The sequence below is a fragment of the Microbulbifer sp. ALW1 genome, assembly GCF_009903625.1.
Classification (GTDB): domain Bacteria; phylum Pseudomonadota; class Gammaproteobacteria; order Pseudomonadales; family Cellvibrionaceae; genus Microbulbifer.
The window spans coordinates 1029761-1054943 of the sequence record NZ_CP047569.1 but is presented as its reverse complement, the minus strand read 5'-3'; the positions used below and the strand labels follow the sequence as shown (position 1 = coordinate 1054943).

Genomic DNA, 25183 nt, shown 5'->3' with positions numbered 1-25183 from the left:
TGAGTGCGATACGCGTTTGAGCAAAGGCTTTTTTATTGGGATTTTTTGTGCAACCCGATCCGCAAATCAGCTTTGCGCTTTCAACGCCTCCGGTGAGGAAGCCGCACCATATTTTTTAGCTAGCTTGCCACTCATCTTCCCGGTGCAAGCCCATACCAACAGCGCCACCCAGGCAATCCATGACAAACCCGCCGGAATATTGGCGAGAAATATTTTTCCCAGATGCCCACGATTGAAAAATATTGCGAGCAGGCTCGGCAAAAACCAGACCGCAAAAAAGAACACCACGAAGAAGGCAGTCTGAAATGGATCCATCTGCGCGAGCAGATCCAGGAAGTCGGAGAATTTTTGTTCCAGGTTCGACAGCATGTTTAAAGTCTCTTTTATTGGAAGAATAAAGTAATCACTGTTTGTTCAACCCTTTATGTAGTACCGGTGCAACCCGGTTTCTTACACAGTATTTTCACTCTGATTTTCACACTGCCACTCGGCAATCTGCCGTTCACCGGATTTGATGCGGCGCCAGTACCACAGGCTCCAGACGCCCATGCCCAGCGTAAATACGAGTAACCCGCTGATGGTAAACTTGCTGTCACCCGCAAAGATAGGCTCCAACCAGCCATAGTTCGACATCCACTGCCAAACCGCAAAGATTCCCAGCTCCGCAATAAAAAACAGCCAGGCAAATCGGAGCATGCGCCGCTTGCGCACCAGACGCAGTCGCGCCAGGTCCAGATAGCCGCGCACGGATTCCTCCAATGGCTCCCACAGCCCCCGACGGTTGGACACGGAAAAAGCCATGGCCCAGGCCAGAAGCACCACTATCAACAGAGCGCGCCAAGGCGCATCGCCGGCTTCGCTATTAAGCATCAGATAGACCCCAGCAACCCCCACCACAATCGACGCGATCCATTCAAACCAGGCATACCATCGTATGCGACGCTCCTGCCTGGCTACCTGTGCGCGGATGACTTCGGGAACGGTTGCCGCAACCGGCGCCTGCTGCCAGAGATTCGCCAGCGCCTGCAGCCCATCATCGTCTTGATCAACCGCGGACTTGCCGCTTTCTTTGCTGTTCATGTGCTGATTCACACCGTTTCACTCAGTTTTGTATTCAGGCGCTCACGCGCACGGTTCAGTCGCACCGCGACATTGGACTCGCTGATGCCGAGCACTTCCGAAATTTCGCTGTAGCTCAGGCCCTCAAAGCGCAGAGTCAACACCTGCCGCATACCCAGCGGTAACCGCGACACCGCGCGCATCAGTCGCTCGGCATCGCGACGCTGCACCAGTTGCGCCTCAGGCCCCGGGCGCTCGTCGGCAACCGTTTCCAGCACTTCGCTGTCCTCGCTGTCGCGGCGACGGGCGAGCTGGGTGACACTGCGGTTGTGGGCGATGCGATAAACAAAGGTGCGCAAGCTCGAATCGCCGCGAAACCCCGGCAGCGCCCGCCAGATCGCCAGCCAGATTTCCTGCACCAGGTCTTCCCGCTCTGCCACGTTGCGCACATGACTGCCCGCCAGGCGGGCAATACCACCTCCGCAATCCTCGACCAGTTGCTGAAAAATCTGTTCACGCGCGTCCAAGTTATTGCTCTTCTATCCGTGGAGTTGGCGACCGGTTTGCTGCCGATCGCGGTGGTTACTGCCCTGTACTGTACCCAGCGCGGCAAAAACCTTACATAAATATCCCGGCGCACAGCTGGCTCCTGCCACTCCCGAAACCCATACAGTAATTTCGGTCACTATTTGGCCCAGATTGACGTTTACGTTAACGTAAACGTCAACTAGACTTCTGGCACATCTGAGGAACGGCCAATGAGCGCCCCAACATGACGACAGGCACCACCAGCTACAGCATCTCCGAGCTGGCCCAGGAATTCGGGATCACCACTCGCACCATCCGCTTCTATGAAGACAAGGGACTTCTGAGCCCCGAGCGGCGCGGGCAGACGCGGGTTTACACCCCGGAAGACCGCGTGCGCCTGAAATTGATCCTGCGCGGCAAGCGTCTCGGTTTCTCGCTGGATGAGAGCCGGGAAATCATCGACATGTACGACCCGGGCAAAGGCAATGTTGAGCAGCTCAACCGCCTCCTCGAACGTATCGACAGCAAGCGCCAGCAGTTGCGGCAACAGCAGCGGGACATCGAGAAGATGCTCGCGCAGCTGGACGATGCCACGGCGCGCACCAAAGCGGCGCTGGCCGAACAGACCGACTGAATAAACCACTGAATAAACCACTGAATACAACCTCTGACTGACTCATAGCGGAGCTACCATGAATACACCTTACCCCACGCTCAACTTCGGCCTCGGTGAAGACATCGATATGCTGCGCGACATGGTCTACAAGTTCTGCCAGGCAGAACTGGCCCCGCGCGCGGCGCAGATCGATGAGGACAACCTGTTCCCCGCCGATATGTGGAAGAAGTTTGGCGAGCTTGGCTTGCTGGGCATGACCGTGGAAGAGGAGTACGGCGGTACCAACATGGGTTATCTGGCCCACGCGGTGGCGATGGAGGAAATTTCCCGCGCGTCCGCCTCCGTCGGCCTGTCGTACGGTGCCCACTCCAACCTGTGTGTGAATCAGATTCGCAAGAATGGTACCCCGGACCAGAAGGCTAAATATCTGCCGAAGCTGTGTTCCGGTGAGCATATCGGCGCCCTGGCGATGAGTGAGCCGAATTCCGGTTCCGATGTGGTGAGCCTGCAGCTGAAGGCGGAGAAGAAGGGTGACCGTTTTATCCTGAACGGCAACAAGATGTGGATCACTAACGGTCCTGACGCAGACACTTACGTGATCTATGCGCGCACTGAGCCGGGCATCAGCTCCGGCGGCATTACGGCGTTTATTGTTGAGCGCGGCTTCAAGGGTTTCTCGCAGGCGCAAAAGCTGGATAAGCTGGGCATGCGCGGTTCCAACACCTGTGAGCTGGTGTTTCAGGACTGCGAGGTACCGGAAGAAAACATTCTGGGCCAGCTGAACGGCGGTGTGCGCGTGCTGATGAGCGGTCTGGATTACGAGCGGACGATCTTGTCAGGCGGCCCGGTGGGTATCATGCAGGCGTGCCTGGATATCGTTGTGCCTTACCTGCACGAGCGCAAGCAGTTCGGTAAGGCGATTGGTGAGTTCCAGCTGATGCAGGGCAAGGTTGCGGATATGTATACGGACCTGAATGCGAGCCGCGCGTATCTTTACGCGGTGGCCCGTGCTTGTGATCGCGGTGAGGACTCTCGCAAGGATTCTGCGGCGGTGATCCTGTTTACTGCGGAGCGCGCGACGCAGATGGCGTTGCAGGCGATTCAGACTCTGGGCGGTAACGGTTATATCAACGAATACGCGACCGGTCGCCTGTTGCGGGATGCCAAGCTGTATGAAATCGGCGCGGGCACTTCCGAAATCCGTCGCATGTTGATCGGTCGCGAGCTGTTTAACGAGACACGCTAAGGCGCCTTGTAGATGGATTTGTGGCGGTACTGCTACCGGTATTGGTTTGCAGGACACGCCGTGAACCCATCCATGGGGGCTCGACTGCGGCCGTCCTGGCCGCAGACGGTCCTGCAAACCAATACCGGTACCAGCACCTTCGATTTTTAGTGCTGGCCTCTAATCAACTTCGTAAGTTTTTATGAATCAGATTCAGAGCAAGATTAATTCCCGTGATCCGGCATTTGCGGAAAACCGCGAGCAGATGCAATCCATCGTCGATGACCTGCGGAGCAAGCTGGAAACCATCGCCAAAGGCGGCAGCGAGCGCGCGCGGGAGAAACATGTTTCGCGCGGTAAATTGCTACCCCGCGACCGTATCGATGCCCTGCTCGATCCGGGCAGTCCATTTCTGGAGTTTTCCCAGCTGGCCGCCTTTGACGTTTATGGCGAAGACGTACCCGCCGCGGGTATTCTCACCGGTATCGGCACCGTAGCGGGCCAGCCCTGTGTGATAGTGGCCAACGATGCAACGGTAAAAGGCGGCACCTATTATCCGCTGACGGTGAAGAAGCACCTGCGTGCCCAAACCATTGCCGAGCAGAATAATCTGCCGTGTATTTATCTGGTGGATTCCGGCGGTGCCAACCTGCCGCGCCAGGATGATGTATTCCCGGATCGCGAACACTTCGGTCGTATTTTCTTCAATCAGGCGAATCTGTCTGCCAAGAATATTCCGCAGATTGCGGTGGTGATGGGCAGCTGTACTGCCGGCGGTGCTTATGTGCCGGCGATGGCGGATGAGTCGATCATGGTGAAGGAGCAGGCGACGATTTTCCTGGCGGGTCCGCCGCTGGTGAAAGCGGCTACCGGGGAAGAGGTTTCCGCGGAGGAGCTGGGTGGTGCCGAGGTGCACTGCAAGACATCCGGGGTTTCCGACCACTTTGCCAATAACGATACCCACGCGCTTCAAATTGCGCGCAATTCCGTATCGCGTCTGAACCGGGTGAAAAACCCGGGCCTGGATATTCAGAAGCCGATCGAGCCGATTTATCCACCTGAGGATATCTACGGGATTGTGCCCAAGGACTCCCGCCAGCCGTTTGATGTGCGCGAGATTATTGCGCGGGTTGTGGACGGCTCCGAGTTCGATGAATTCAAGGCGATGTATGGCACCACTCTGGTGACCGGTTTTGCCCGCATCCATGGCTACCCGGTGGGTATTGTCGCCAACAACGGTATTCTGTTTGCGGAGAGCGCACAAAAAGGCGCGCACTTTATTGAGCTGTGTGCACAGCGCAATATTCCGCTGGTATTCCTGCAGAACATCACCGGCTTCATGGTGGGCAAACAGTACGAGGCCGGCGGTATCGCCAAGCACGGTGCCAAGATGGTGACGGCAGTCGCTACCGCGAAAGTGCCGAAGATCACCATCCTGATCGGCGGCTCTTTCGGTGCCGGCAACTACGGCATGTGTGGCCGCGCCTACGATCCGAACTTCCTGTTCATGTGGCCCAACGCACGCATCTCGGTAATGGGCGGTGAGCAGGCGGCGGGTGTACTCGCGCAGGTGAAGAAAGACCAGATGGCGGCGCAGGGTGAGGACTGGAGCGAGGAAGACATCGCCAGTTTCAAACAACCCATCATCGACGACTACGAGCACCAGGGGCACCCGTATTACGCCTCCGCACGCCTGTGGGATGACGGCGTGATCGACCCGAAAGATACCCGCACGGTACTGGGGCTTTGCCTCGCCGCCGCCACGCACAAAGAGCCGGAAGAAACAAAATTCGGAATTTTCCGGATGTAGTATGTTGGCCGGCGTTTCGAACCGGCCAACCACGTATCCAAGAAAGTTCACGAGAATTCGAGAGTTAAGGAAAGAACATGAGCGAAAAAATGCTGTGCGAAATCGATAGCGAAGGCGTTGCCACGGTTACCCTCAACCGTCCGGAAATCCACAACGCCTTCGATGACGACCTGATTCGCCAGCTCGGCGAAACCTTCGACAACCTCGCCCGCAGTGGCGGCGTGCGCGCGCTGATTCTCGCCTCCAATGGCAAAAGCTTCTCCGCCGGCGCCGACCTTAACTGGATGAAGCGGATGGCGGACTACAGCGAAGAACAAAACCGGCAAGACGCCGCCGCACTCGCCGCCATGTTGCACAAACTCGACCAGTTCCCGGCCCCGACCATTGCCCGCGTTCAGGGCGCCGCGTTTGGCGGAGCCGTAGGCTTGGTCAGCTGTTGTGACATCGCCGTCGCCGCAGAACGGGCCAGTTTCTGCCTCAGCGAAGTAAAAATCGGCCTGCTGCCCGCCACCATCAGCCCCTATGTGATCAATGCAATTGGCACCCGCCAGGCCCGTCGCTACTTCGTCACCGCCGAGCGTTTCTCGGCAGAACGCGCCAAAGAAATGGGACTGGTCTCCGAAGTCGTCGCCGATGGCGATCTGGACCTGACCGTACAGAAGCTGGTGAACTGCATTACCGACAACGGCCCCAACGCCGTCACCATGGCCAAGCAACTGGCCATGTCCATGTCGAACCGGGTGATCAATGAAGAACTTCAGGGACAGACCAGCGCACTGATTGCCGCAGTACGGGTTTCCCCGGAAGGACAGGAAGGATTGAGCGCGTTCCTCGAGAAACGCGCCCCCAGCTGGATGAACACCAGCGAAGAGTAAGCGAGCCGATACCAGAGCTTACGAAGTACAGAATCTCAAATCGAAGGCCGGGCGCCGGGTACAGGTTTTCAGGATCGTCGGCAACAGGGACGTTGCCGACGAAGCGTACAGGGATGTATTCACAGCGGTCCTGAAAACCTGTACCCGGTGACTGGCCGCCACAGTACAGGAACAGAGCTCCCTAATGAGCTCGGCAAAGACCAAACAGAGCCAGCTATGATTCGCAAACTGCTGATCGCCAACCGCGGCGAAATTGCCTGTCGTATTATCCGCACCGCGCGCCGTCTCGGCGTCGCCACCGTAGCGGTCTATTCCGACGCAGACGCCAACGCCCTGCACGTCCAGCAGGCCGACGAAGCCGTTTATCTCGGCCCCGCGCCCGCCAAAGAATCCTACCTAGACAGCGACAAAGTCATCGCCGCCGCCAAAGCTACCGGCGCCGACGCCATACACCCCGGCTACGGCTTCCTCTCGGAAAACGCCCCCTTCTGCCGCGCCTGCGAAGAAGCCGGCATCATCTTCGTCGGCCCACCCGCCGCCGCCATCGACGCCATGGGTTCCAAATCCGCCGCCAAGCGCATCATGGAAGAAGCCCAGGTCCCGCTGGTTCCCGGCTACCACGGCCAGAACCAGGACCCCGGTATTCTCGAAGGCCACGCCAACCGCATCGGCTACCCCGTGCTGCTCAAGGCCGCTGCCGGCGGCGGCGGTAAAGGCATGCGCCGGGTCGACAAGGCCAACGACTTCCACGCGGCTCTGGAAGCCGCCAAACGGGAAGCCAGCAACGCCTTCAACGACGATTTGATGCTGATCGAGCGCTACGTGGTCAATCCGCGTCACGTGGAAATCCAGGTGTTCTGCGACAAGCAGGGCAAAGGGGTTTACCTGTTTGAACGGGACTGCTCGGTACAGCGCCGCCACCAGAAAGTCGTGGAAGAAGCACCCGCCCCCGGCCTGCCCGCAGAAACCCGCAAAAAAATGGGTGAAGCCGCCCTGCGCGCCGCCCACGCCATCGGCTATGTGGGCGCCGGCACCGTGGAATTCCTGCTCGACGCCAGCGGTGCCTTCTACTTTATGGAAATGAACACCCGCCTGCAGGTGGAGCACCCGGTGACCGAAATGATCACCGGCCAGGACCTGGTGGCCTGGCAGCTCGCGGTCGCCGGCGGCGATCCGCTGCCACTGGAACAGGACGACCTGAGCATTGTCGGCCACGCCTTTGAAGTGCGTATCTACGCGGAAGACCCGGACAACGACTTCCTGCCGGCCACTGGCAAACTGTTGCGGCACCAGCCCCCGGCGGCCAGCCAGTCCGTGCGCGTGGATACCGGCGTGCAGACCGGTGATGAAATCAGCGTGCACTACGACCCGATGATCTCCAAGCTCATCGTGCACGGTCGCAATCGCCGCGAGGCCCTGACCAAACTCGACCGCGCCCTGCAGCAGTACCAGATTGCCGGCCTGCGCCACAATATCGAATTCCTGCGCAGGGTGATCAATCACACCGCCTTTGTTAACGGCCGGGTGAACACCCACTTTATCGAAGACTATGAGCAGGAAATCCTGCAACAGGAGCGGCAACTGCGCTCCCAGCAGTGCGCCGCGATCGCAGCGTTTTTGCATCACAACGAAACCCGCGCGCTGCATCGCAGTGCCCCCAAAGCCGACCCCTTTTCCCCCTGGCACAGCGGCAATAACTGGCGCAATGGCCTCACGGTCTGGCGCAGCCAGCGGGTAGAAATTCACGGCCAGGAAGTCGAAATCCACTTCGCCGGCAGCGACGAAAAACTGCAGTGGCGTTGCAGCGCCGCACTGGATACTCAGGCGGGTGAAGTCGTCACCCCGCACGGCAAGAACATCGCCATTCTCGACGGCCGCCGACTGAGCTACACCAGTGTCAGCAGCGGCGACCAGGGCACGGTCTTTATCAATGGCGAGCAGGTGGACTTCAAAGTATTGCCGGCAGATATCGGCGAGAGTGCAGATGCTGCCCACGGACTTGAGGCGCCCATGAATGGCACCATCGTCGCGCTGCTGGTAGAGCCCGGTACTGAAGTGGAAAAAGACCAGCCGCTGCTGGTGATGGAAGCGATGAAAATGGAACACACCTTGCGCGCCCCGGCCAAGGGCCAGGTACAGCAGTTCTTTTGCGCCGCCGGTGAACTGGTAGACGGCGGCAGCCTGCTGATCGACTTTGCGGCAGAGAGTGCGGAGGCCTGATGATGCTGTTCCCGGATCGCGTCAAAATCGTCGAAGTGGGTCCCCGCGACGGACTGCAGAATGAAAAGCAGCCCATCTCGGTGGATACCCGGGTCCAGCTGATCAATCTGCTGAGCGAGAGCGGCTTGCAGGTGATCGAGGCCGGCAGCTTTGTCAGCCCCAAATGGGTACCGCAGATGGCGGCCAGTGAAGAAGTACTGGCGGGAATCCAGCGCAAGCCCGGGGTCACTTACAGTGCACTCACCCCCAACATGGTGGGTTACGAGCGCGCACGGGACGCCGGTGCCGATGAAGTGGCCGTGTTTGGCGCCGCCTCGGAAAGCTTCACCCGCAAGAATATCAACTGCTCCATCGAAGAAAGCCTGGAGCGTTTCCGCCCGCTGGTGGAGCAGGCCCGCGCCGACGGTATTCCGGTGCGCGGCTATGTGTCCTGTGTGCTGGGCTGCCCTTACGAGGGCGACATTCCCGCAGAAAAGGTGGCGGAAGTGAGCCGCGCGCTGCTGGAGATGGGCTGCTACGAGATCAGTCTCGGCGACACCATCGGTGTCGGCACCCCGGAAAAAGCCAGGTACATGATTGAGACCGTCGCCCGGCAGGTACCCCTGGAAAAGCTCGCGGTACACTTCCACGATACCTACGGCCAGGCGCTGGCAAATATCTACGCGGCACTTCAGGTCGGGGTCAGCGTGGTCGACTCGGCGGTGGCCGGTCTCGGCGGCTGTCCCTATGCCAAGGGCGCTTCCGGCAATGTGGCCAGTGAAGACGTGCTGTATATGCTCGACGGCCTCGGTATCCATACCGGTGTCGACCTCGCGCGCCTGGCCAAGGCCGGCAATTTTATTTCCCGCGCGCTCGGCCGGAAAAGCGGCTCCAAAGTCGCCCGTGCCATGAGCGGTGACTGCGGCGCCGTCGAGGGCGATTGAGGCGAATAGCGGTCACGGGATTCATCGCGATCTGCTAACATCAGGCGCTTCGACACAAACGCCTGAATTTTGATCGCATGAAAGCCTTACGTTTTATTCTGATCGCCTTTTCTTCCCTGCTGTTGCTGGCGGCCGTGATTGCGCCCCGCCTGATCGGCCCCAAGGTCGAGGAGACCCTGCAACAGCAACTGGGCAACCAGCCCAATATCGAGCTGACGGGCTACCAGCGCGGCTGGTTTGGCGCCGAAGCATTGACCCTGTTGAAGGGCAAGGACGGCGCCACCGAAGCTTACACGGCCATCCAGCACGGTCCGGTGCTGTTTACCCACAGCGGCCCGCGCATCGGGGTTATCTACGGTGAGACACGTTTTACCGGTAAGCAGCTGGAGCCGGCTCTGCGCCGCCAGCTGGAGGCCTATTACGGCCCCCTGGGCACAGAACTGGAAGACAGCCCGCTGTTGGTGGAAACCCTTGTGGGTACCAACAACCGGGTCACCAACACCCTGCACCTGCTGCCCATCGAGCGCAACGAAGGCGACCAGCAGATCCAATTCAAGGGTGCCCAGATCCAGATAGTCACCGACTACCAGGGCAAACAGCAGGACAGCCACCTGGCGCTGGGCGAGTTTGTACGCATGGACGGCCACCGTGAGGCCCTGTACCTCGAATCTGCCACCGGCAGTTTCGAACTGGATCCCAATGGCGCCGGCAAACTACACCTGACCCTGCCGCTGGTGCGCGCCAACAACGATTCCGGCCCGCTGGAACTGCGCAATGCGAAACTCGATTACACTGGTGAACTGGTGGCCGCGCGCACCCTGAAGGTGCAAACCCGGGTCGAGCTGCCGGAGATCCAGTCCGCCACCCCGGCCAGCGCCCTGACCCAGCAGATCAACCTGCCCGCCATCGGCTACGACGACCTGCACCACTACCTCTACAGCCTGCTACTGACCCCGTCCGCCCAGCGCAGCTGGCCGCAGGTGTTCGACCGCCCGCTGCAGATGCAACAGCAGCTGGATATCGAAACCGCCAACGGCCCCATGCAATTGCAGCTGGATGTGGACTGGAAAGGCATGCCGAGAAACCGGCAGGTTCAGAACGACAAGCTCTTCTGGCTGGACGCCCTCACCGGCAGCGCCAATATCAACGCCGCCGAGCAGGCACTGATGCAGTCGCCGCTGGTATTACAGGCCAGCACCCTCAAACAGTACGGCCTGCTCAAGAGCAACAACGGTGAGCTGAGCATGCATCTGCAACTGGATCGCGGCAATCTGGTGGTCAACGGCCAGCCGCTGCCGGCGGACCTGTTTATCCTGGCGATGACCAGCAAGTTCTGAGCCGAAAACGACAGGCAAAAAAAGAGCGGCCAATTGGCCGCTCGACGGTTTTCTCTCACCGAATTCTCGCTTTCTCTCACCGTTTACCGGCACTACCTCAATTCGTTCTCACTGCTTCGTTTGTTCACTCAAGCGTATGCGGGGCGATTGTCCGCCAGGGTCAGCCAGCCGCGGACGACGCGGTACACCAGCCAAACCCAGCTGATGGCCCAGACCGCAAACCCCACCAGAATCCATACCGTGGCCCAGCCCACGACCAGCCACAGCAGGCTGTACCAGAAAGTGCGGATCTGCCAGCGGAAATGGGACTCCGCCAGAGTGCCGCGCACATCCCCGCGCTTGACGTAGTTAATCAATACCGCAACAAAGAACGGCACCGCGGTGAAAATACTGATGGCCTGAATCAGGTACACCAGGGTGGCGATATCGCGCGCGGATCGCTCGCGCTCTTGCGCGGCGGGGGTGGGGTACTGCTCTGTCATGGTCTGCTTCCCGTCAATAACCAGGGCTAAGTGTAGATCCAATCGTTGCCGGTAATAAATACGCCACAGCGCGACTGGTCGCGAGTGGCACCCGGTTTATCGCGATGGATCCTCGCCTCACTCAGCGCAGCGCCCACTCGGTATGCACGTTTTTCTCCCGCCAGGCTTTCAGCTGCTGGATAGAAGTGCGCATCAGGCCGAGCACCTCGGTGCGCTGGTGGCGGCAGTAATCCCGCTCACTGTCGATGGTCAGTCGCGCAGACAGCGCCTTGAGACGGCTGGCGACCACCTCCAGTCCGACACTCTCTGCCTCGGCAGCAATCACCTGTGCCTGGTGCTGGGCGTCCAGCCAATGGCGGCCGGTGAGCGCACTGGTAAAGGCGGTAATCTTTTTCGGCAGGTTGGCCAGGCGATCGCCCAGTAACTCGGCAAAGGCCAGGTGCCCGAGGGTGTCGCGCTGGCGCTCCAGGGTGCTCGAATTCAACACCTTGGTAGCCCTGGCCGGCTTACTGCTACCGGAGCGGCTGCGGGTCTTCTGGTCCACCCAGCTCAGCAACTGTGACAGCTGGGCACCGGTCGGCTGCGACGGCAGTACGCCACTCAATCCGCGGCCGGCATAGCGGTCCTTGTCGCCCGCTCCAACCGAGTCCAGCATGCCAAAGATCAGTAAATTCTCGTTGGCGTAATCACCGCGAATCTTGCGTGCGGTTTCCACACCATCGATCAGTGGCAGGCGCACATCGATCAGCACCAGGTCAAAATTGCCTTTGAGTGCAGCCTCGGCACCATCGATACCGTTGGTTTCCCGGCGCACTTTGTGCCCACAGGCCTCCAGGCGCGGGCGCAGGCTCGGGTGACTGTCATTTTCCACCAGCAACACCAGCAGCTCCCGCTGGGAATCGTCCGAAGTGATTGCGGCACTGATGGAAGGTCCGTCCACGGCCTGAGGCGTGCCCTGACCTGCGCGCTGTACCTCTTCGATATTATTGCGCAGGGTGCGGCACTGCCCCAGTGCGGCCTCCGCCAGATGCCGGGTTTCTTCATCCCCGCCGCGGGCCAGCAAGCTCATGGTGCTCACCAGGGTTTCCAGGGGTTTGCGCATCCGGTGGCCGGTGAGCGACAGAAAATCCCGGTGCTCTTCCTGCAGCTGTTCCGCCGCGACTTTTGCTTCGTCCAGCAGTTTGTCCCGCTCCATCAGTTCGTGCACCCGCGTCTGCACCTGGCGGAACAGCTTGGCATTCTCGGCCTGCAGGTCCGCCACCTTGGAGGCACCGGATTCCTGGGCTGCCTGCAACTGGGCGCGCAGATAAAACAGAGCTATACAGCTGGCGACGGCCACAACTGCCGCCAGCAGTACCCACAGCAGCGGTAGGCGATTTTCCAGCAGCAGGGCCTCCCCGGGGAAGGCCAGTGCCACTGCCGGGCAATTGCTGAGCAGCAGAGCGCAAAGCAGCTGGTGGCCGCGACTCATTGGGGGAGCTGAAGATCGGGGAATTGAGGCGGACCCCGAAAATGGGGCGCCGACGGGTTTTGCGCTGGCACTGAGGCAGCCGCTACTCGCCGAATGGCAGTAGGTCATGGTCATACTCATCCTTGTAACCACTGAAAATGACGGGTTAATCCTGCAACCCGGCCCGAAGTTTGCGTTTATTGCATTTATTTCGGGTTTCTTACCTGTCCGTTAAGACGCACCAGACAGGGAAAACGTATCAGCCAGAACTATGCATCAAGTTGTTAGATAATGCATAGATCCCGCCTGTACAAGCCCATTTTACGCCAAAAATCCTATTTGCGACGGAAACCTGTACTGTGGCGCCACTTATATTGATCCTGAGCCTTCAGGTCAAGTATGCGACACGTATAACGTGGAGAGCGTGGATGTTCAAGCCGCCTGCGGCAAACGCTCCTGCAGTATCGCCAGCATGCGTTCCGAGGGCAGGAACAGCCGGATACCGTCGCAGTGCGAAAGCAACTCGCGGTAGAAGTAGTCGAAGTGGGTGCACCCGAGGATCAGGATCTGCACCCCGCTTTTCACCAGGGCGGCGGCCAGGTCGTCGAGGGCGTGCTGATGGACGATCATCTCCGCGGGCATACCGTCTTCGATATCCTCCACAATCTGCAGGTTGCCGATACCAATTACCTTGGCGGAGGGATTGCCGGCGAGGATTTCGCGCTCGATATTGGCGCAACTCTGGCAGTTGGCCGCCAGCAGGCCGAAGTTGCGATAGCGCTGGGTGAGCTCGGCGTACACATCGAGGGGGGAGATGACCGGGATGGCCGAGGCCGCCCTGACCGCAACCATATCCACCGCCCCGGACAGGGAGTTGCAGTAGATCATGGCAGCGCCGGCACCCGCCGCCTGCAGGCGTGTAATCGCCTGGATCAGCAGCTTGGTCAGCTCGGCGCGGCCCAGGGCCTGTAACTGGGTCTGGGCCTGGGGGGAACCGGAAATGGCTAGGCCAATGCCCGCCACCTGGCGGTCGGCGAGAAATTCGAGCCCGAAACGGGTATCCGTCGCGGTGCCGGCAATCACACCGATGGCGCCGCCACCGGTCTCAATACCATTGTTCTGTATATCTTTATTATTCAATGCCAGCCGGGAGAACCCGCCTCCAGAGTCGATCGCTGTTTATCCGGCGGTAGCGCTGTCCGCCGCCGGCCGCCTATTCAGCCACAGGCGGCGCAGGCAGTCGAGGTATAAACCGTAGGGGCGGCCCAAGGCACCGGCGATCAATACGAAAGTGCCACACGCGGTCGCAATTTCAATCGCGGAGGCACCGCCAAGAATCATGTTCAGGGTGTACAGGGGCAGCTGGAAGCTGAGGAACACAAAGGTATCCACTGCGTAGTTGTGCAGGCCACTACCGCGGCCAAAGCGCGCCACTACCCAATTGCGATAGATACTGAAAGGGCGTGCGATCAGGGTGTTGAATACCACCGCCAGCAAGCGGACCTTCAGATGCTCGCTCCAGCTCATTCCCGCCAGCAACAGCTCGATGGGGATCGCGATCGCCCAGGAGAAGCTGTTCATGGCAAACACATCCAGCAGCCATTCGTCCCGGCGGGTGCGCCGGTTGCACTGCTTGTTCAGCTCGGTATTGGTAGACTGTGTTGTCTCTACCGGCTGCTCATCCTCCAGCACCAGTACCGGTGGGGAGACGGGGATGGCCTCGGTGGCTTGAGACAGGGATTGCGGCGACATGATGACTTAAAACCCGGTATTCGACGGGAGGATAACCCGCCGGAATGACTGCTGTTGGATATTATTCAACCACTTTTGATGGCGACGGCGATTATATCCACCGCAGACGTAAATACTAGGCCCTCAATATTAACTTTTCGTTATATCCACAATAAACATCCTAAATACACCTAGATAGACAAGACACCCATCCGACAAAAATCCGAAAATCCGTCAATTCCTCATAGCGACATTCAGTGCCAGTAGCTGCCATACGCAGTACACTGCCCCGACCTATGCAACTTCGCGCATACTTCAGGCAACTTTTACCCCCTCAATCAACAGCCGACCACCCGTACACCCGCCCATGTCACTGAGATTTGCCGTGCTGAGCCTGCTGGATATCGAACCCGGCAGTGGCTACGACCTGAAGCGCCGCTTCGAGCGCAGCGTCAATCACTTCTGGAGCGCCAGCCACCAGCAGATGTACCGCGAGCTGCACAAGCTGCACGGGGAAGGCCTGCTGGATTGTGTGGAGGAACCCCAGGACGGGCGCCCGGACAAAAAGGTGTACAGCCTGACGAACGCAGGGCAGGCCGCGCTGGAAGCCTGTGCCGCCAAACCCGCCGCGCCGCAGAAGATCCGCGATCCTTTCCTGATTCAGGTGTTCGCCGGTCACCATTTGCCCCCGACGCAGATGCGCGCGGAGCTGCAGCGCCACCTCGATGAGCACCGCGACAAGCTAGCCACCTACGAGGCGCAGAACGCGCGCTTCTACCGGCGCCCACCAGAACAGCAGCAGAAGCTGTGGATATCCCATCAGCCGCTGCTGCTGGGTATAGAGACGGAGAAGGCGTGGATTGGCTGGGCGGAACAGCTGCTGGCGCGGCTGGATGCAGAAATTGCGCGCGACTGAGGGCTACTGGAGGGCTACTGCAGGTTGAACTGATTGCGCAGGTAAATCGCTCCCATTAACAGCAGCAGGGAACAGACCCACACCCCGATATAGATTTTCATCGCCTTGTGTGCAGACTTCTTTTGCCACCAGGTGCGAGGCTCTATCCCTTTCATCACAAACACCAGCTTGCAGGCCAGGTTGACGCACACGATGTTCACCGCCAGTAGCAGGCCCGCACCCAGCGCCAGCTGCCATTTGCCGGATCCCACCATCATGCCGAAGGTGGCGGCCGGTGGCAGCAGCGCCACCGCCACCATCACCCCGACCAGCACACTGGACAACCCAGAGGTCATCGAGAGCGCCGCGGCGGCGCCGGAGGCCAGCGCCAGTGCCACCGAGTCCCAGCCCACATTGGTGCGGGACAGCAGCTCACCGCTCAGGGTACTCCAGGGCCACAGCAGGCCAATCACTACCGATAGCGCCACCGCCACCAGTAGCCCCGCCACCAGGGTGACCAGGGCACTGCGCATCAAGGCGGTGTCTGCGAGGGCGGTGCCGAGCCCGAAAGCCATATTCGGCCCCAGCAGCGGGGCAATCACCATGGCACCGATCACCGCCGCCACGTTGTCTTCCAGCATGCCGATGGCCGCCACCAGGGTAGAGAGCACCACCAGCACCAGATAATCCCGATCCAGGCGCGCGCTTTTCTCGGCGCTGGCGTAAAGCGCCTCGCGCGCTGCCAGCGCGGCATCCTCTTTCTTGCGCTCCTCGTCGCTCTGCTTGGGCAGGGAGACTTCCACCGGGATCACCAACACCCGCGCCCCCTGCACTCCCTCAATCAGGGGCGCCAGGTCGTCGAGGAACAATTGCACCTTGTCGTCACTGGTGAGCAGGCGCATCGCCTGGTGGCCACTCTGCACCGGGCCCTCAATGCGGAATTCTTCCGCCTCGCGGGCTTCGGCAATGGCGGCGACGCGGTCGCTATCGCGGGGATCGGCGAGAATGGCCAGCAGCTTCACGACTATTTACTCCCTGCTCCTATCCTTGCTCCTTGCTCCTTGCTCCCGCCCCGGGTTAGAAGCGGTAGCGCAGAGAGGCACGCAGGGTACGCGGTTCGAAAATGTGGTAGTGGATATCCTCCACCCCATCGACACCCTCACCGGGGAGGCGCGAGGCATAGAAGTAATCCACATCGTGATCGCGGGAATCGAGGGCATTCAGTAGATCCAGCTGCAGGCGCCAGCTCTGGATATCCCGGCCCATGCGCAGATTCACCAGCGAAGAGCCGCCGGACTCCACGCTGCCGTCTTCGATCAGGGGATAGGCACCGAAGTGGCGCAGGTGCAGGGAGGCGAACCAGCCATTGTCGCCGCTGTAATTGAGCGCGGCACTGGCCACCAGGGGAATGGCACCGGGGATTTCATCCCCCGACGGGTCGGCATCACGGAAGCCCGCTTCGGTATAGGAGACTTCCAGCTCACCGCTGATACTCTCCGAGGCGAACCAGTAGATCCCCGCCTCCACACCCTGGCGCTCGCTGGGACGGCTGGCCTCGGTGTTACCGGCATCGCCCACAAACAGCAGCTCGGAATCGAGATGCAATTGCCACAGGGCCAGAGTCGCGTGCAGCTGATCAGTGATAAACAGCCGGGAGCCCAGCTCACTGCCGCGGGACTCCACCAGCGGGTCCACCCTCTCCACCGGCTCCTCCGTCAGCGGATCTGTGCGAATGACCGTGCCGCGGGCATCATTGGAATGCAGCCCCTGGCCGTAGCTCAGGTAGAACTCGGATACCGGCCACGGCTGCCAGGCGAGACTGGCCTTGAGGGAGGGTTTGCCATCACTGCGCTGCCCGCTATTGGCGGCAAGCCCGGCGTCTACATCGAAATCGTAATGGTCGTAGCGCAGCCCCAGATAGCTGCGCAGGGTATCGCTCCACTGGGTCTGGTTGACTGCGAAGAGCCCGAGACTGTCTTCCAGCACCTGGTCTTGCCGTACCGTGTCGAGAATGACACGTTCCTCGGTGTGGTACAGGCCTACGCGGTCGATATCGTCGCGGCGCCCCTGCAGCCCCAGCTGCCAGGCACTGCTTTCGCGCTGCCACTGTTGCGACACGTCAAAACCGTAGATTTGGCGAGCGTCACGCTGCTGGAACTGGTCGCCACTACCCCGGTTCTCCAGACCATAGGTAAAGTTGGACCAGAGATTGAAGTCGTAATCGATGGCGTAAGCGCTGGCAGACAGCTCGCCAGCAGCCATGGCCCCGGTCCAGCCGCCGGAGAGACTGTAGCGGCGGGTGTCGCCACCGAGGCTGGTATCGAGGGAGCCATAAGCATCGATGATGCCCTCGACCACCGCCCGCGCCGGAATCTGATCCGGGGAGTTCCAGCTGTTGTCGTAACCCATGAAGGTTAGATGGGTCCGCCCACCGGCCAGGTCACCGGACAGCTTGCCCAGCACATTGACCTTGTTTACGTCTTCGCTGAGATCACTCCAGGGGCCATCGTAGGCCTGCCACTCCGCCGCCAACAGCAGATCGCTGCTGCCGGACTGCAGCGAATCCGCGACCACGCCGCGACGGTAACCCTGCTCACCAAAACTCAGCTCCGCCAACCCTGTGGATAACTTTTCTGCCAGCACAAAACTGGCCGAGCCGGCGGAGGAGAAATCCCCCACTTCGGCGTAATAGGGGCCCTTGCGATAGCGCAGGCGCTCAACCGTTTCCGGGATGACAAAATTGAGGTCGGTGTAACCCTGGCCATGACCATGGGTGCGCAGATTCACCGGCATGCCGTCTACGAAAGTGGCGAAGTCGGTGCCGTGATCCAGATTGAAGCCACGCAGGAAATACTGATTGGCCTTGCCGCTACCGGAGTGCTGGGTGGCCACCATGCCGGGTACGAATTCCATCAGGTCGCCGGTGCGGATCAGTGGCCAGGCCCCAATCTCTGCCGGCCCCACTTCCCCCTGAGAGGCAGAAATGGCTTCCCCATTCAGGTTCAGTTTGCGCCCAAGCACCGTGACCTCCTCGACCGCTTCCGGGTTGTTTACCAGTTCGGTCGATGGGCGGACTGAGTCGACAGCACCGCTGGCGGCAAGAGAAAAAATCAGGGCAAGGGACATGCAAAACCTCAAATTATTCTTTACTCACAGGTGAGCGCAGTGATGGCGGCCGGCAAAAATAATGGCCGCCCTTCAAGATAGTTGAGGTTGCTTACACTGCCAGAAAGGCGAGGCGCATTCTTGCGTCAGATGACGCAGATTGTGGACAGAAAATGAAAATTTATTCGCCTGTCAGCCCTAGAAAGCATCTTCGGGAATGTGACATACCACTTCGATATTGTGGCCGTCTGGATCCAATACAAAAGCGCCGTAATAGCTGTCGTGGTATTCCGGCCTCAGGCCGGGAGCACCGTTATCTTTGCCCCCGGCTTCCAGCGCCGCCTTGTAAAAGGCGTGCACCGTTTGCCGGTCTTCGGCGCTGAAGGCAATATGTACCGCAGGTACCGTGCTGGATCCGCCCTTGATCAGCAATTGCGGTTTGCCACCCCAGCCAAATCCTGCCCAGTCCGCCATTTCCGATACCAGCTCATAGCCGAGCGGCGCCAGTGCCGACTGGTAAAACGCTTTGCTGCGTTGATAGTCGTGCACAATAAGACCGATATGATCCAACATTCCTGATTCCTCCCATTCCGCCGCATCACCCGGTTCATTGCCGGCAATGAAGCAGTATAGGCAAACGCGAAATAGGCAAACGCGGATGACGCAGAGAAAATGCAGAGAACAGAAGGCGGGGGAAACACAAACAGAAAAGCTCGGAGCAGTTTGGACGGTGGCGAAAGACGTCGGCTAGACCTTCGCAATCAGCGACATGCGGTTTGCCACTCCTGCCGCAGCAAGCCGAAAATCATCGCGTCCTGAATTTCGCCCAGATGAAAATAGCGCTGGCGCATCAACCCCTCACGCTGGAAGCCGAGAAACTCCAACAAACTGAGGGAAGCCCGGTTGCGGGGGTCGACATCAGCGGTCAGCCGGTGCAACCCCAGGCTCGAAAAAGCAAAGTCCAGCAAGGTGGGCAGGACACGGCGCATCAGCCCCTGGCCCCAGCAGGCGGGCGCCAGGGCAAAGCCGATTTCCCCCTGATGAATGCCGCCCGCATGACGCTCAAGTCCGGCGAGGGTCGCGGTGCCGACGATATTGCCGCGCCACTCCAGGCCCCACTGGTACAGCTCACCGGAAAGAAAACCCTGATGGATGGACAGCAGATATTCCCGCGCCTTCTCATCCGAATCCTGCAGCTCGCAGGACATATAACGGACGACTTCCGGCTTCGAAAAAATCGCCCGCAATGCATCCAGATCTGACTCCTGCAGCCAGCGAAAGCAGAGTTCCGGTTCGCCGGCGACAGGAATTGTTGGCAGGTGAATACTGAAACCGTCCGGGTTCATTGCCCGCCCACAGGGAGCACCCCAAAACAACTGAGAGCGCCGTAGACAACGGCGCCGCAGCCAAACACAAACTGCCCCAGCAACAAGGCGCGAATGGCAAAGGTGTAGCGAATAAAACGGCTGTGGGACTGCTGATCGCGGCTGAATACCCGCGCCTCAGCCGATAGGCCCTGTTCCATAGCCCTGAGGCCGGGTACCGTCAGGTTCAACAGCTGACGGCTGCGCATGTCCATCAGCCAGAAAACGCCGGAAACAATCACCACAAAACCACCCAGCAGCACCAGGATCAGCGGGTGAAAATCTTTTTCCACCGCGGTAAACACACCGCCATCGGCAAACATGGAAAGCACCACAAAAAAATTGAATGCCTTGAGTCGCTGGTCGGCATTAAAGCGGTAGTGCTCGTAGAGGTACTGCTGTTCGTTCACGATATTTGATATTCCAACTTTTCACGGTGCCTGCTGGGAGATACGCTGGTGTACCGCGTTGAGCTGTTTTATCGCGGCCGATCCGTACCAGGGGTGCAATTCCATCACCAGCCGGCCGGCTTTTACCGCCGGATCGGTTTCCGTCAGCTTGCGCGCCTCTTCCACTGTGGCCACATCAAACACGTAGATGCCCCGCAGTTCCCCCTTGTCCAGGAAGGGGCCCGCGAGTACCAGCACCCCCTCGTCCGCCATCCGCTGGATATTGGCCATATGCGCGCGCTGTAGCTCGGCAGCCTGCTCGGGCCCCTGATCCCGGTTAGGACCCGCCTTGAGCAGGGCCATGACGTACTTGCGCATGCCGTAATCATCGGCACCCAGCTTCGCAGCCAGTTGCGCGTCAAATTGGGGGCCATGGGTTTTGCTTTCCGCGCCGTCATCTGACGCCAGAGTGACACTGGCAAAACTGCATAACAGCGCGCAGAGCGCGGATCTCCAGAAATAAATGCTCATGCTGTTTTATCCATTATTATTTTTCGGTGGTCGCAGTGATTTTCAGGGCACGATCAATACATCGGTATTGGCCCGCCCCAGAATCCGCTCAGCGGTATTGCCGAGCACAAAGCCCTTGGGCCCTTTGCGTACACCGCGCCCGACCATGATCATACGGGCTTTATTGCGGTCCACCACCCGGTTGACTTCTGCTGCGGGCTTGCCGGTAACAAAATGCGTTGTTTTGCAGGTCACGCCGCTATCGGCAATCACCTTATCCACGGCATTCATCAATTTACCGGCCTGCTCGCGGAACTCATCGAGATCCGCCACTTCGTCGGGAACCGGCACACAGGCGACGGTTTCAATGTCCGCATTGAGCGGCTGCGCAAGGGCCTCCGCCAGCTTGAGCACCCGCTGGTTGAGTTCGATATGCAGAGCGTTCTCAACTGCCGGATCCAGCGCGGTAACAATACGATCGCGCTTGACCCAGTGCGTGTTGACCGCCAGCCAGAGCGGTGAGGGCAGGTTTTCAATAAGACGCCAGTCGATGGAACCAAAACCGCCGCGGCCGAATTGCTTCTGCGCGGTTTTGATCACCAGGTCGCAATCGTTGGCGGACAGGTATTCCAGGGTCCAGGAGGGGATATCGTGGTGCCAGATGACTTCTGTGGTTGAACCCTGGGGAAGTGGGTACTTCTGCTGGAGCGCCTGCAGCCACTGAGCGCGCTCTTTCTGCATTTGTCCGCTGACGTTCAGAATGGAACCGGAGAGGAGCGGGATGGAGACCACCGGCTCGTAGACAAAACTCACTAACTGCAAACTCGCACCCGTTTTTTCTGCCAGTTCCAGCGCCCGTTCCAGAGCGATCTGTTCATGCTTGGGTTTGTCGAGGATGACGAGAATATTCTGCATAGCGCCTCCGGTGCTTGGAATCAGTTACATACCATTGATTCCATTAAATCACCGAAGGGCAGTTTTGTCTGTAGCCTGCCCGTCACCGGTAACCCTTCCGGGAAACTGGTGACGGATGTACAAACTTATTGATTGGCTCGATGATCCACCAGTTCATCCACCACAGAAGGGTCTGCAAGCGTGGAAGTATCGCCCAGAGAGTCCAGCTCGTTGCAAGCGATCTTACGCAGGATACGGCGCATGATTTTGCCGGAGCGGGTTTTCGGCAGTCCCGGTGCCCACTGAATGATATCCGGCTTGGCAATGGGGCCAATTTCCTGCACGCACAGGTCGATGAGTTCCTTGCGCAATTCCTCGGAAGGTTCGCGGCCATTTTTCAGGGTGACATAGCAGTAGATGCCCTGCCCCTTGATATCGTGCGGGTAACCAACCACCGCCGCTTCTGCCGTATCCTCGTGCAGCACAATCGCGCTTTCGATTTCAGCGGTGCCCAGGCGGTGTCCGGAGACATTGAGCACGTCATCAATACGCCCGGTAATCCAGTAGTAGCCATCGGCATCGCGGCGCGCGCCGTCGCCGGTGAAGTAGTATCCCGGGAAGGTGGAGAAATAGGTGTCGATCATGCGCTGGTGATCGCCGTATACACTGCGGATCATGCTCGGCCAGCTGGCCTTCATCACCAGTGCGCCCTCGCCTTCACCGGCAATTTCCTGGCCCTTTTCATCCAGCAGCGCCGGCTGTACACCGAAGAAGGGGCGAGTGGCTGAGCCCGGCTTGAGGGTGGTGGCGCCGGGCAGTGGGGTGATCAGGTGGGCACCGGTTTCGGTCTGCCACCAGGTATCCACAATCGGGCAGCGCTTGTCGCCCACCACCTTGTAGTACCACTCCCAGGCTTCCGGATTGATCGGTTCGCCCACGGTGCCCAGCAGCTTCAGCGAGCTGCGATCGCACTTGGTGACGAAGTCGTCGCCGGCGCCCATCAAAGCGCGGATCGCGGTGGGCGCGGTATAGAAAGTATTGACCTTGTGCTTTTCCACGACCTGCCAGCAGCGGGAGGCATCGGGATAGGTGGGTACGCCTTCAAACATCAGCGAGGTGGCTCCCGCAGCCAAAGGACCGTAAACGATGTAACTGTGGCCGGTGATCCAGCCCACATCCGCGGTACACCAGAAGACATCACCTTCCTTGTAATCGAAGGCGTATTTGAAGGTCATGGTGGACATCAGCAGGTAACCGGCAGTGGTGTGCAGTACACCCTTGGGTTTGCCGGTGGAACCGGAGGTGTAGAGGATAAACAGCGGATCTTCCGCATTCATCGGCTCGGGCGCACAGTCAGCGCTCTGCTCGGCAACAGATTCCGCGTACCAGATGTCGCGCTTGCTGTCCCAGTCGATATTGGCACCGGTGCGCTTGACCACGATGGCGGTATGCACATCCGGGCAGTTGGCCAGGGCTTTGTCCACATTGGCTTTCAGCGGCACTTTTCTGCCGCCGCGCACGCCTTCGTCGGCGGTGATCACCAGGCGGCAGTCGGAGTCGAGGATACGGTCTTTGAGTGAGTCGGGAGAGAAGCCACCGAACACCACCGAGTGCACAGCGCCAATACGGCTACAGGCGAGCATCGCGTAGGCGGCTTCCGGGATCATCGGCATGTAGATACACACGCGATCGCCCTTGTTCACGCCACGCGCTTTCAGCAGGTTGGCGAGGCGGCAGACCTGCTGGTGCAGTTCGCTGTAGGTAATATTTTTGCTGTCGGCGGGGTCGTCACCTTCCCAGATAAACGCGGTCTGGTCGGCGCGCGCAGGCAGGTGGCTATCGATACAGTTTTCGGAGACGTTCAGTTCGCCGTCGGCAAACCAGGCGGCGTGGCCTTTGTTGAGATCTTCTTCCACTACTTTGGTGAAAGGTTTGCTCCACTGCAGGAAGTCGTTGGCCTGCTGGGACCAGAACGCCTGCGGATCTTCCACAGACTGCTGGTACATGCGCTGATAGTCCTCATTGCGGACGAGGGCATCGGCGGCGAATTGTTCGGGTACCGGGTAGGTGTGCACTTCAGACATCGTTTTCTCCCTTATTAGAATTATCGGGATGCTGCGCAGGCCCTTTGCACAGGGCCAGCTGGCATTTTGCATCGCTGTTATGCGCGTCCGGCATGGAGCCGGGGCATTTATCCCGATAAGTTATACCACTGGCAGTCGCTTAATGACAACGCTGTCAAGACTCCTGTCGTACCATCATAGCCTGCGATCTTTGCGGTTTCACAGCCTGCAGCCGGATTCCCGTGCCATTTTTGTCGGGGCGGTGCACAATAGGCTAAAAAAGTGATCACATTTTTAAAGGGTGGATTTATGGCTGTGAAGTTATTGCGCGTTCGCGAGGGTGCAGGTGAGCGGGATTCGGGGCCGGTGGCACCGGAGAAGGTGCTGGCGGGGATGCCACAGCAGCTGACGGAGCATTTCTTTACCAATGCGAAGGAAAATTTCTTTTGCGGTATCTGGTCTTCGGATGCGGGGAAGTGGACGCTCACTTACAGCGAGGATGAGTTCTGTTACATCATCGAGGGCGAGGCGGTGATTACCGATGCCGAGGGTGTGAATGAGCGGGTTTCTGCTGGGGATGCGTTCTGTATTCCCGCCGGGTTTGAAGGGACTTGGGAGACCATCGGCACGGTCAAGAAGTTTTATGCGATTTATGAGGAGTAATCCTGTAGTTCCGTGGTGACTACCAGTTACCTCGGTGGCGTCATAGCACCAGGTAAGGGGTTTCGAAACCCCCTACCCGGCACTCTGCCTTCGCATCACGTATCGGTTGTTCGATCCTCAGTTGCCGATCAGTCCTTTCAGGTGCGCGACCACACTGCGCCCCAGTGCTGAAAGCGCATAGCCACCCTCCAGTGCGGAAACGATTCGCCCCTCACAATGTACGTCGGCAAACTCCCGCAGTTTTTCCGTTACCCAGCGATAGTCGTCTTCATTAAAGCGCAGTTGTGCCATGTGATCTTCCACGTGGCCATCGAAGCCGGCGGAGATAAACAGCATCTGCGGCTGGAATTTTTCCAGTGCGGGGAGCCATTCGTTATCGACCAGTGCTCGCAGTGCATCACCGCCAGCTCCCGCCTCCAGCGGTGTATTGACGATGTTGTCCGGTAATTCCTCTGTGCCGGTAAACGGGTATAGCGGCGACTGAAAACTGGAGCAAAGCAAATAGCCCTCGCGGCCGGCAACGAAGTCTTCGGTACCGTTGCCGTGGTGGACGTCGAAATCGAGGATGGCGACGCGGGCCAGGCCGTGCTGTTCGCGGGCGTGGGCGGCGGCGATGGCGATGTTGTTGAACAGGCAGAAGCCCATGGCTTTGTCGCGTTCGGCGTGGTGGCCCGGGGGGCGCACGGAACAGAAGGCACTATTCACTTCGCCGGCGATGACTTTGTCGACGACATCCACGGCGGCGCCGGCGGCGTGCAGGGCGGCGGTAAGGGTGTCGGGACACATGCGGGTGTCTTCATCGAGCACTTCGATGCCTTCGCTGGGCGCGCGGCTGTAAATGGCGTCGACGTACTCCCGCGTATGTACCCGTTCAAGCTGTGCTCTTGCCGCCTGCGGCGCATCGAAAAAGCGCAGCACAAATTCCATACCGCTGGAGAGCAACTGGTCCTGAATGGCGTCCAGGCGTTCGGGGCACTCGGGGTGTTCGTTGCCCATATCGTGCTTGCGGCAGGCGGGGCTGGTAAAAAATCCGACGGTGGGCAT

25 protein-coding genes are annotated in these 25183 nt (G+C 59.4%); 9 read left to right on the top strand and 16 right to left on the bottom strand.

Annotation, left to right across the window (positions count from 1 at the left end; all coding sequences use genetic code 11):
* Window positions 1–66: 66 nt before the first annotated feature.
* The 3 genes from GRX76_RS04340 to GRX76_RS04330 all read right to left on the bottom strand — a co-directional run bounded on the left by GRX76_RS04340 (window position 67) and on the right by GRX76_RS04330 (window position 1586).
* Window positions 67–369 (bottom strand): superinfection immunity protein, encoded by a 303-nt coding sequence (locus GRX76_RS04340; protein WP_201276907.1) that lies wholly within the window; start codon window positions 367–369, stop codon window positions 67–69.
* Window positions 370–450: 81 nt separating this feature from the next.
* Window positions 451–1080: a hypothetical protein gene (locus tag GRX76_RS04335; RefSeq protein ID WP_160152182.1), complete on the bottom strand. Its 630-nt coding sequence runs from the start codon at window positions 1078–1080 to the stop codon at window positions 451–453.
* A gap of 8 nt (window positions 1081–1088) precedes the next feature.
* The gene (locus GRX76_RS04330; protein ID WP_160152181.1) at window positions 1089–1586 is read right to left on the bottom strand and encodes an RNA polymerase sigma factor; all 498 of its coding nucleotides are present in this window, start codon (window positions 1584–1586) and stop codon (window positions 1089–1091) included.
* 245 nt (window positions 1587–1831) lie between these two features.
* Between GRX76_RS04330 and GRX76_RS04325 the strand changes: the two genes are divergently transcribed.
* The 7 genes from GRX76_RS04325 (at window position 1832) to GRX76_RS04295 (ending at window position 10593) form a co-directional block, all read left to right on the top strand.
* Window positions 1832–2221, top strand: coding sequence for a MerR family DNA-binding transcriptional regulator (locus tag GRX76_RS04325; RefSeq protein ID WP_160152180.1), 390 nt, complete (start codon window positions 1832–1834; stop codon window positions 2219–2221).
* Between the two features lie 58 nt (window positions 2222–2279).
* On the top strand, window positions 2280–3449 hold the full coding sequence (locus tag GRX76_RS04320) for an isovaleryl-CoA dehydrogenase (RefSeq protein WP_160152179.1): 1170 nt from the start codon (window positions 2280–2282) through the stop codon (window positions 3447–3449).
* Window positions 3450–3630: 181 nt separating this feature from the next.
* Window positions 3631–5238, top strand: coding sequence for a carboxyl transferase domain-containing protein (locus GRX76_RS04315; RefSeq protein ID WP_160152178.1), 1608 nt, complete (start codon window positions 3631–3633; stop codon window positions 5236–5238).
* Between the two features lie 77 nt (window positions 5239–5315).
* Complete coding sequence (locus tag GRX76_RS04310) at window positions 5316–6113, top strand: enoyl-CoA hydratase/isomerase family protein (protein ID WP_160152177.1); 798 nt, start codon at window positions 5316–5318, stop codon at window positions 6111–6113.
* Window positions 6114–6329: 216 nt separating this feature from the next.
* Window positions 6330–8333, top strand: coding sequence for an acetyl/propionyl/methylcrotonyl-CoA carboxylase subunit alpha (locus GRX76_RS04305; RefSeq protein WP_160152176.1), 2004 nt, complete (start codon window positions 6330–6332; stop codon window positions 8331–8333).
* Window positions 8334–8335: 2 nt separating this feature from the next.
* Window positions 8336–9256, top strand: coding sequence for a hydroxymethylglutaryl-CoA lyase (locus GRX76_RS04300; protein ID WP_160154804.1), 921 nt, complete (start codon window positions 8336–8338; stop codon window positions 9254–9256).
* Between the two features lie 77 nt (window positions 9257–9333).
* Window positions 9334–10593, top strand: a complete 1260-nt coding sequence (locus tag GRX76_RS04295; RefSeq protein ID WP_160152175.1) for a DUF945 family protein — start codon at window positions 9334–9336, stop codon at window positions 10591–10593.
* A gap of 128 nt (window positions 10594–10721) precedes the next feature.
* Here the strand turns inward: GRX76_RS04295 and GRX76_RS04290 are convergent, their stop codons facing one another.
* From GRX76_RS04290 to alaE, 4 genes are all read right to left on the bottom strand, one after another.
* The gene (locus GRX76_RS04290; protein WP_201276906.1) at window positions 10722–11075 is read right to left on the bottom strand and encodes a hypothetical protein; all 354 of its coding nucleotides are present in this window, start codon (window positions 11073–11075) and stop codon (window positions 10722–10724) included.
* 121 nt (window positions 11076–11196) lie between these two features.
* Window positions 11197–12546: a hypothetical protein gene (locus GRX76_RS04285; protein WP_160152174.1), complete on the bottom strand. Its 1350-nt coding sequence runs from the start codon at window positions 12544–12546 to the stop codon at window positions 11197–11199.
* Between the two features lie 411 nt (window positions 12547–12957).
* Window positions 12958–13665 carry an aspartate/glutamate racemase family protein gene (locus GRX76_RS04280; RefSeq protein WP_236250543.1) on the bottom strand — a complete coding sequence of 236 codons (708 nt, stop codon included), beginning with the start codon at window positions 13663–13665 and terminating at the stop codon, window positions 12958–12960.
* 39 nt (window positions 13666–13704) lie between these two features.
* Entirely contained in the window at window positions 13705–14277 is a 573-nt protein-coding gene (gene alaE / locus GRX76_RS04275) for an L-alanine exporter AlaE (protein WP_160152173.1), read from the bottom strand.
* Window positions 14278–14623: 346 nt separating this feature from the next.
* Here alaE and GRX76_RS04270 point away from each other — a divergent pair, with 346 nt between their 5' ends.
* Window positions 14624–15172, top strand: a complete 549-nt coding sequence (locus GRX76_RS04270; protein WP_160152172.1) for a PadR family transcriptional regulator — start codon at window positions 14624–14626, stop codon at window positions 15170–15172.
* 14 nt (window positions 15173–15186) lie between these two features.
* Here GRX76_RS04270 and GRX76_RS04265 read toward each other — a convergent pair whose 3' ends face one another.
* The 8 genes from GRX76_RS04265 to acs all read right to left on the bottom strand — a co-directional run bounded on the left by GRX76_RS04265 (window position 15187) and on the right by acs (window position 23497).
* The gene (locus tag GRX76_RS04265; RefSeq protein ID WP_160152171.1) at window positions 15187–16173 is read right to left on the bottom strand and encodes a TIGR00341 family protein; all 987 of its coding nucleotides are present in this window, start codon (window positions 16171–16173) and stop codon (window positions 15187–15189) included.
* 55 nt (window positions 16174–16228) lie between these two features.
* Window positions 16229–18277: a TonB-dependent receptor gene (locus GRX76_RS04260; RefSeq protein WP_160152170.1), complete on the bottom strand. Its 2049-nt coding sequence runs from the start codon at window positions 18275–18277 to the stop codon at window positions 16229–16231.
* A 177-nt stretch (window positions 18278–18454) separates the two neighbouring features.
* Window positions 18455–18829, bottom strand: a complete 375-nt coding sequence (locus GRX76_RS04255; protein WP_160152169.1) for a VOC family protein — start codon at window positions 18827–18829, stop codon at window positions 18455–18457.
* Window positions 18830–19017: 188 nt separating this feature from the next.
* Window positions 19018–19602 carry a GNAT family N-acetyltransferase gene (locus tag GRX76_RS04250; protein WP_160152168.1) on the bottom strand — a complete coding sequence of 195 codons (585 nt, stop codon included), beginning with the start codon at window positions 19600–19602 and terminating at the stop codon, window positions 19018–19020.
* On the bottom strand, window positions 19599–20030 hold the full coding sequence (locus tag GRX76_RS04245; RefSeq protein WP_160152167.1) for a hypothetical protein: 432 nt from the start codon (window positions 20028–20030) through the stop codon (window positions 19599–19601). The genes GRX76_RS04250 and GRX76_RS04245 overlap by 4 nt, the downstream gene beginning before the upstream one ends.
* A gap of 21 nt (window positions 20031–20051) precedes the next feature.
* Window positions 20052–20540 carry a YciI family protein gene (locus GRX76_RS04240; protein ID WP_160152166.1) on the bottom strand — a complete coding sequence of 163 codons (489 nt, stop codon included), beginning with the start codon at window positions 20538–20540 and terminating at the stop codon, window positions 20052–20054.
* Window positions 20541–20582: 42 nt separating this feature from the next.
* On the bottom strand, window positions 20583–21434 hold the full coding sequence (locus GRX76_RS04235) for a universal stress protein (protein ID WP_160152165.1): 852 nt from the start codon (window positions 21432–21434) through the stop codon (window positions 20583–20585).
* Window positions 21435–21559: 125 nt separating this feature from the next.
* A complete protein-coding gene (gene acs, locus GRX76_RS04230) occupies window positions 21560–23497 on the bottom strand; it encodes an acetate--CoA ligase (protein WP_160152164.1) in 1938 nt (645 codons plus the stop codon).
* 288 nt (window positions 23498–23785) lie between these two features.
* On the opposite strand from acs, the gene GRX76_RS04225 reads away from it, so the two are divergent.
* A complete protein-coding gene (locus tag GRX76_RS04225) occupies window positions 23786–24139 on the top strand; it encodes a cupin domain-containing protein (RefSeq protein ID WP_160152163.1) in 354 nt (117 codons plus the stop codon).
* 117 nt (window positions 24140–24256) lie between these two features.
* Here the strand turns inward: GRX76_RS04225 and GRX76_RS04220 are convergent, their stop codons facing one another.
* Window positions 24257–25183, bottom strand: a complete 927-nt coding sequence (locus GRX76_RS04220; RefSeq protein WP_160152162.1) for a histone deacetylase family protein — start codon at window positions 25181–25183, stop codon at window positions 24257–24259.

Coding starts and splice junctions, on each gene's coding strand:
- GRX76_RS04340 (WP_201276907.1), bottom strand. CDS start 369: ATGCTGTCGAACCTGGAACAAAAATTCTCCGACTTCCTGGATCTGCTC.
- GRX76_RS04335 (WP_160152182.1), bottom strand. CDS start 1,080: ATGAACAGCAAAGAAAGCGGCAAGTCCGCGGTTGATCAAGACGATGAT.
- GRX76_RS04325 (WP_160152180.1), top strand. CDS start 1,832: ATGACGACAGGCACCACCAGCTACAGCATCTCCGAGCTGGCCCAGGAA.
- GRX76_RS04320 (WP_160152179.1), top strand. CDS start 2,280: ATGAATACACCTTACCCCACGCTCAACTTCGGCCTCGGTGAAGACATC.
- GRX76_RS04315 (WP_160152178.1), top strand. CDS start 3,631: ATGAATCAGATTCAGAGCAAGATTAATTCCCGTGATCCGGCATTTGCG.
- GRX76_RS04310 (WP_160152177.1), top strand. CDS start 5,316: ATGAGCGAAAAAATGCTGTGCGAAATCGATAGCGAAGGCGTTGCCACG.
- GRX76_RS04305 (WP_160152176.1), top strand. CDS start 6,330: ATGATTCGCAAACTGCTGATCGCCAACCGCGGCGAAATTGCCTGTCGT.
- GRX76_RS04300 (WP_160154804.1), top strand. CDS start 8,336: ATGCTGTTCCCGGATCGCGTCAAAATCGTCGAAGTGGGTCCCCGCGAC.
- GRX76_RS04295 (WP_160152175.1), top strand. CDS start 9,334: ATGAAAGCCTTACGTTTTATTCTGATCGCCTTTTCTTCCCTGCTGTTG.
- GRX76_RS04290 (WP_201276906.1), bottom strand. CDS start 11,075: ATGACAGAGCAGTACCCCACCCCCGCCGCGCAAGAGCGCGAGCGATCC.
- GRX76_RS04285 (WP_160152174.1), bottom strand. CDS start 12,546: ATGAGTCGCGGCCACCAGCTGCTTTGCGCTCTGCTGCTCAGCAATTGC.
- alaE (WP_160152173.1), bottom strand. CDS start 14,277: ATGTCGCCGCAATCCCTGTCTCAAGCCACCGAGGCCATCCCCGTCTCC.
- GRX76_RS04270 (WP_160152172.1), top strand. CDS start 14,624: ATGTCACTGAGATTTGCCGTGCTGAGCCTGCTGGATATCGAACCCGGC.
- GRX76_RS04260 (WP_160152170.1), bottom strand. CDS start 18,277: ATGTCCCTTGCCCTGATTTTTTCTCTTGCCGCCAGCGGTGCTGTCGAC.
- GRX76_RS04255 (WP_160152169.1), bottom strand. CDS start 18,829: ATGTTGGATCATATCGGTCTTATTGTGCACGACTATCAACGCAGCAAA.
- GRX76_RS04250 (WP_160152168.1), bottom strand. CDS start 19,602: ATGAACCCGGACGGTTTCAGTATTCACCTGCCAACAATTCCTGTCGCC.
- GRX76_RS04240 (WP_160152166.1), bottom strand. CDS start 20,540: ATGAGCATTTATTTCTGGAGATCCGCGCTCTGCGCGCTGTTATGCAGT.
- GRX76_RS04235 (WP_160152165.1), bottom strand. CDS start 21,434: ATGCAGAATATTCTCGTCATCCTCGACAAACCCAAGCATGAACAGATC.
- acs (WP_160152164.1), bottom strand. CDS start 23,497: ATGTCTGAAGTGCACACCTACCCGGTACCCGAACAATTCGCCGCCGAT.
- GRX76_RS04225 (WP_160152163.1), top strand. CDS start 23,786: ATGGCTGTGAAGTTATTGCGCGTTCGCGAGGGTGCAGGTGAGCGGGAT.
- GRX76_RS04220 (WP_160152162.1), bottom strand. CDS start 25,183: ATGCCCACCGTCGGATTTTTTACCAGCCCCGCCTGCCGCAAGCACGAT.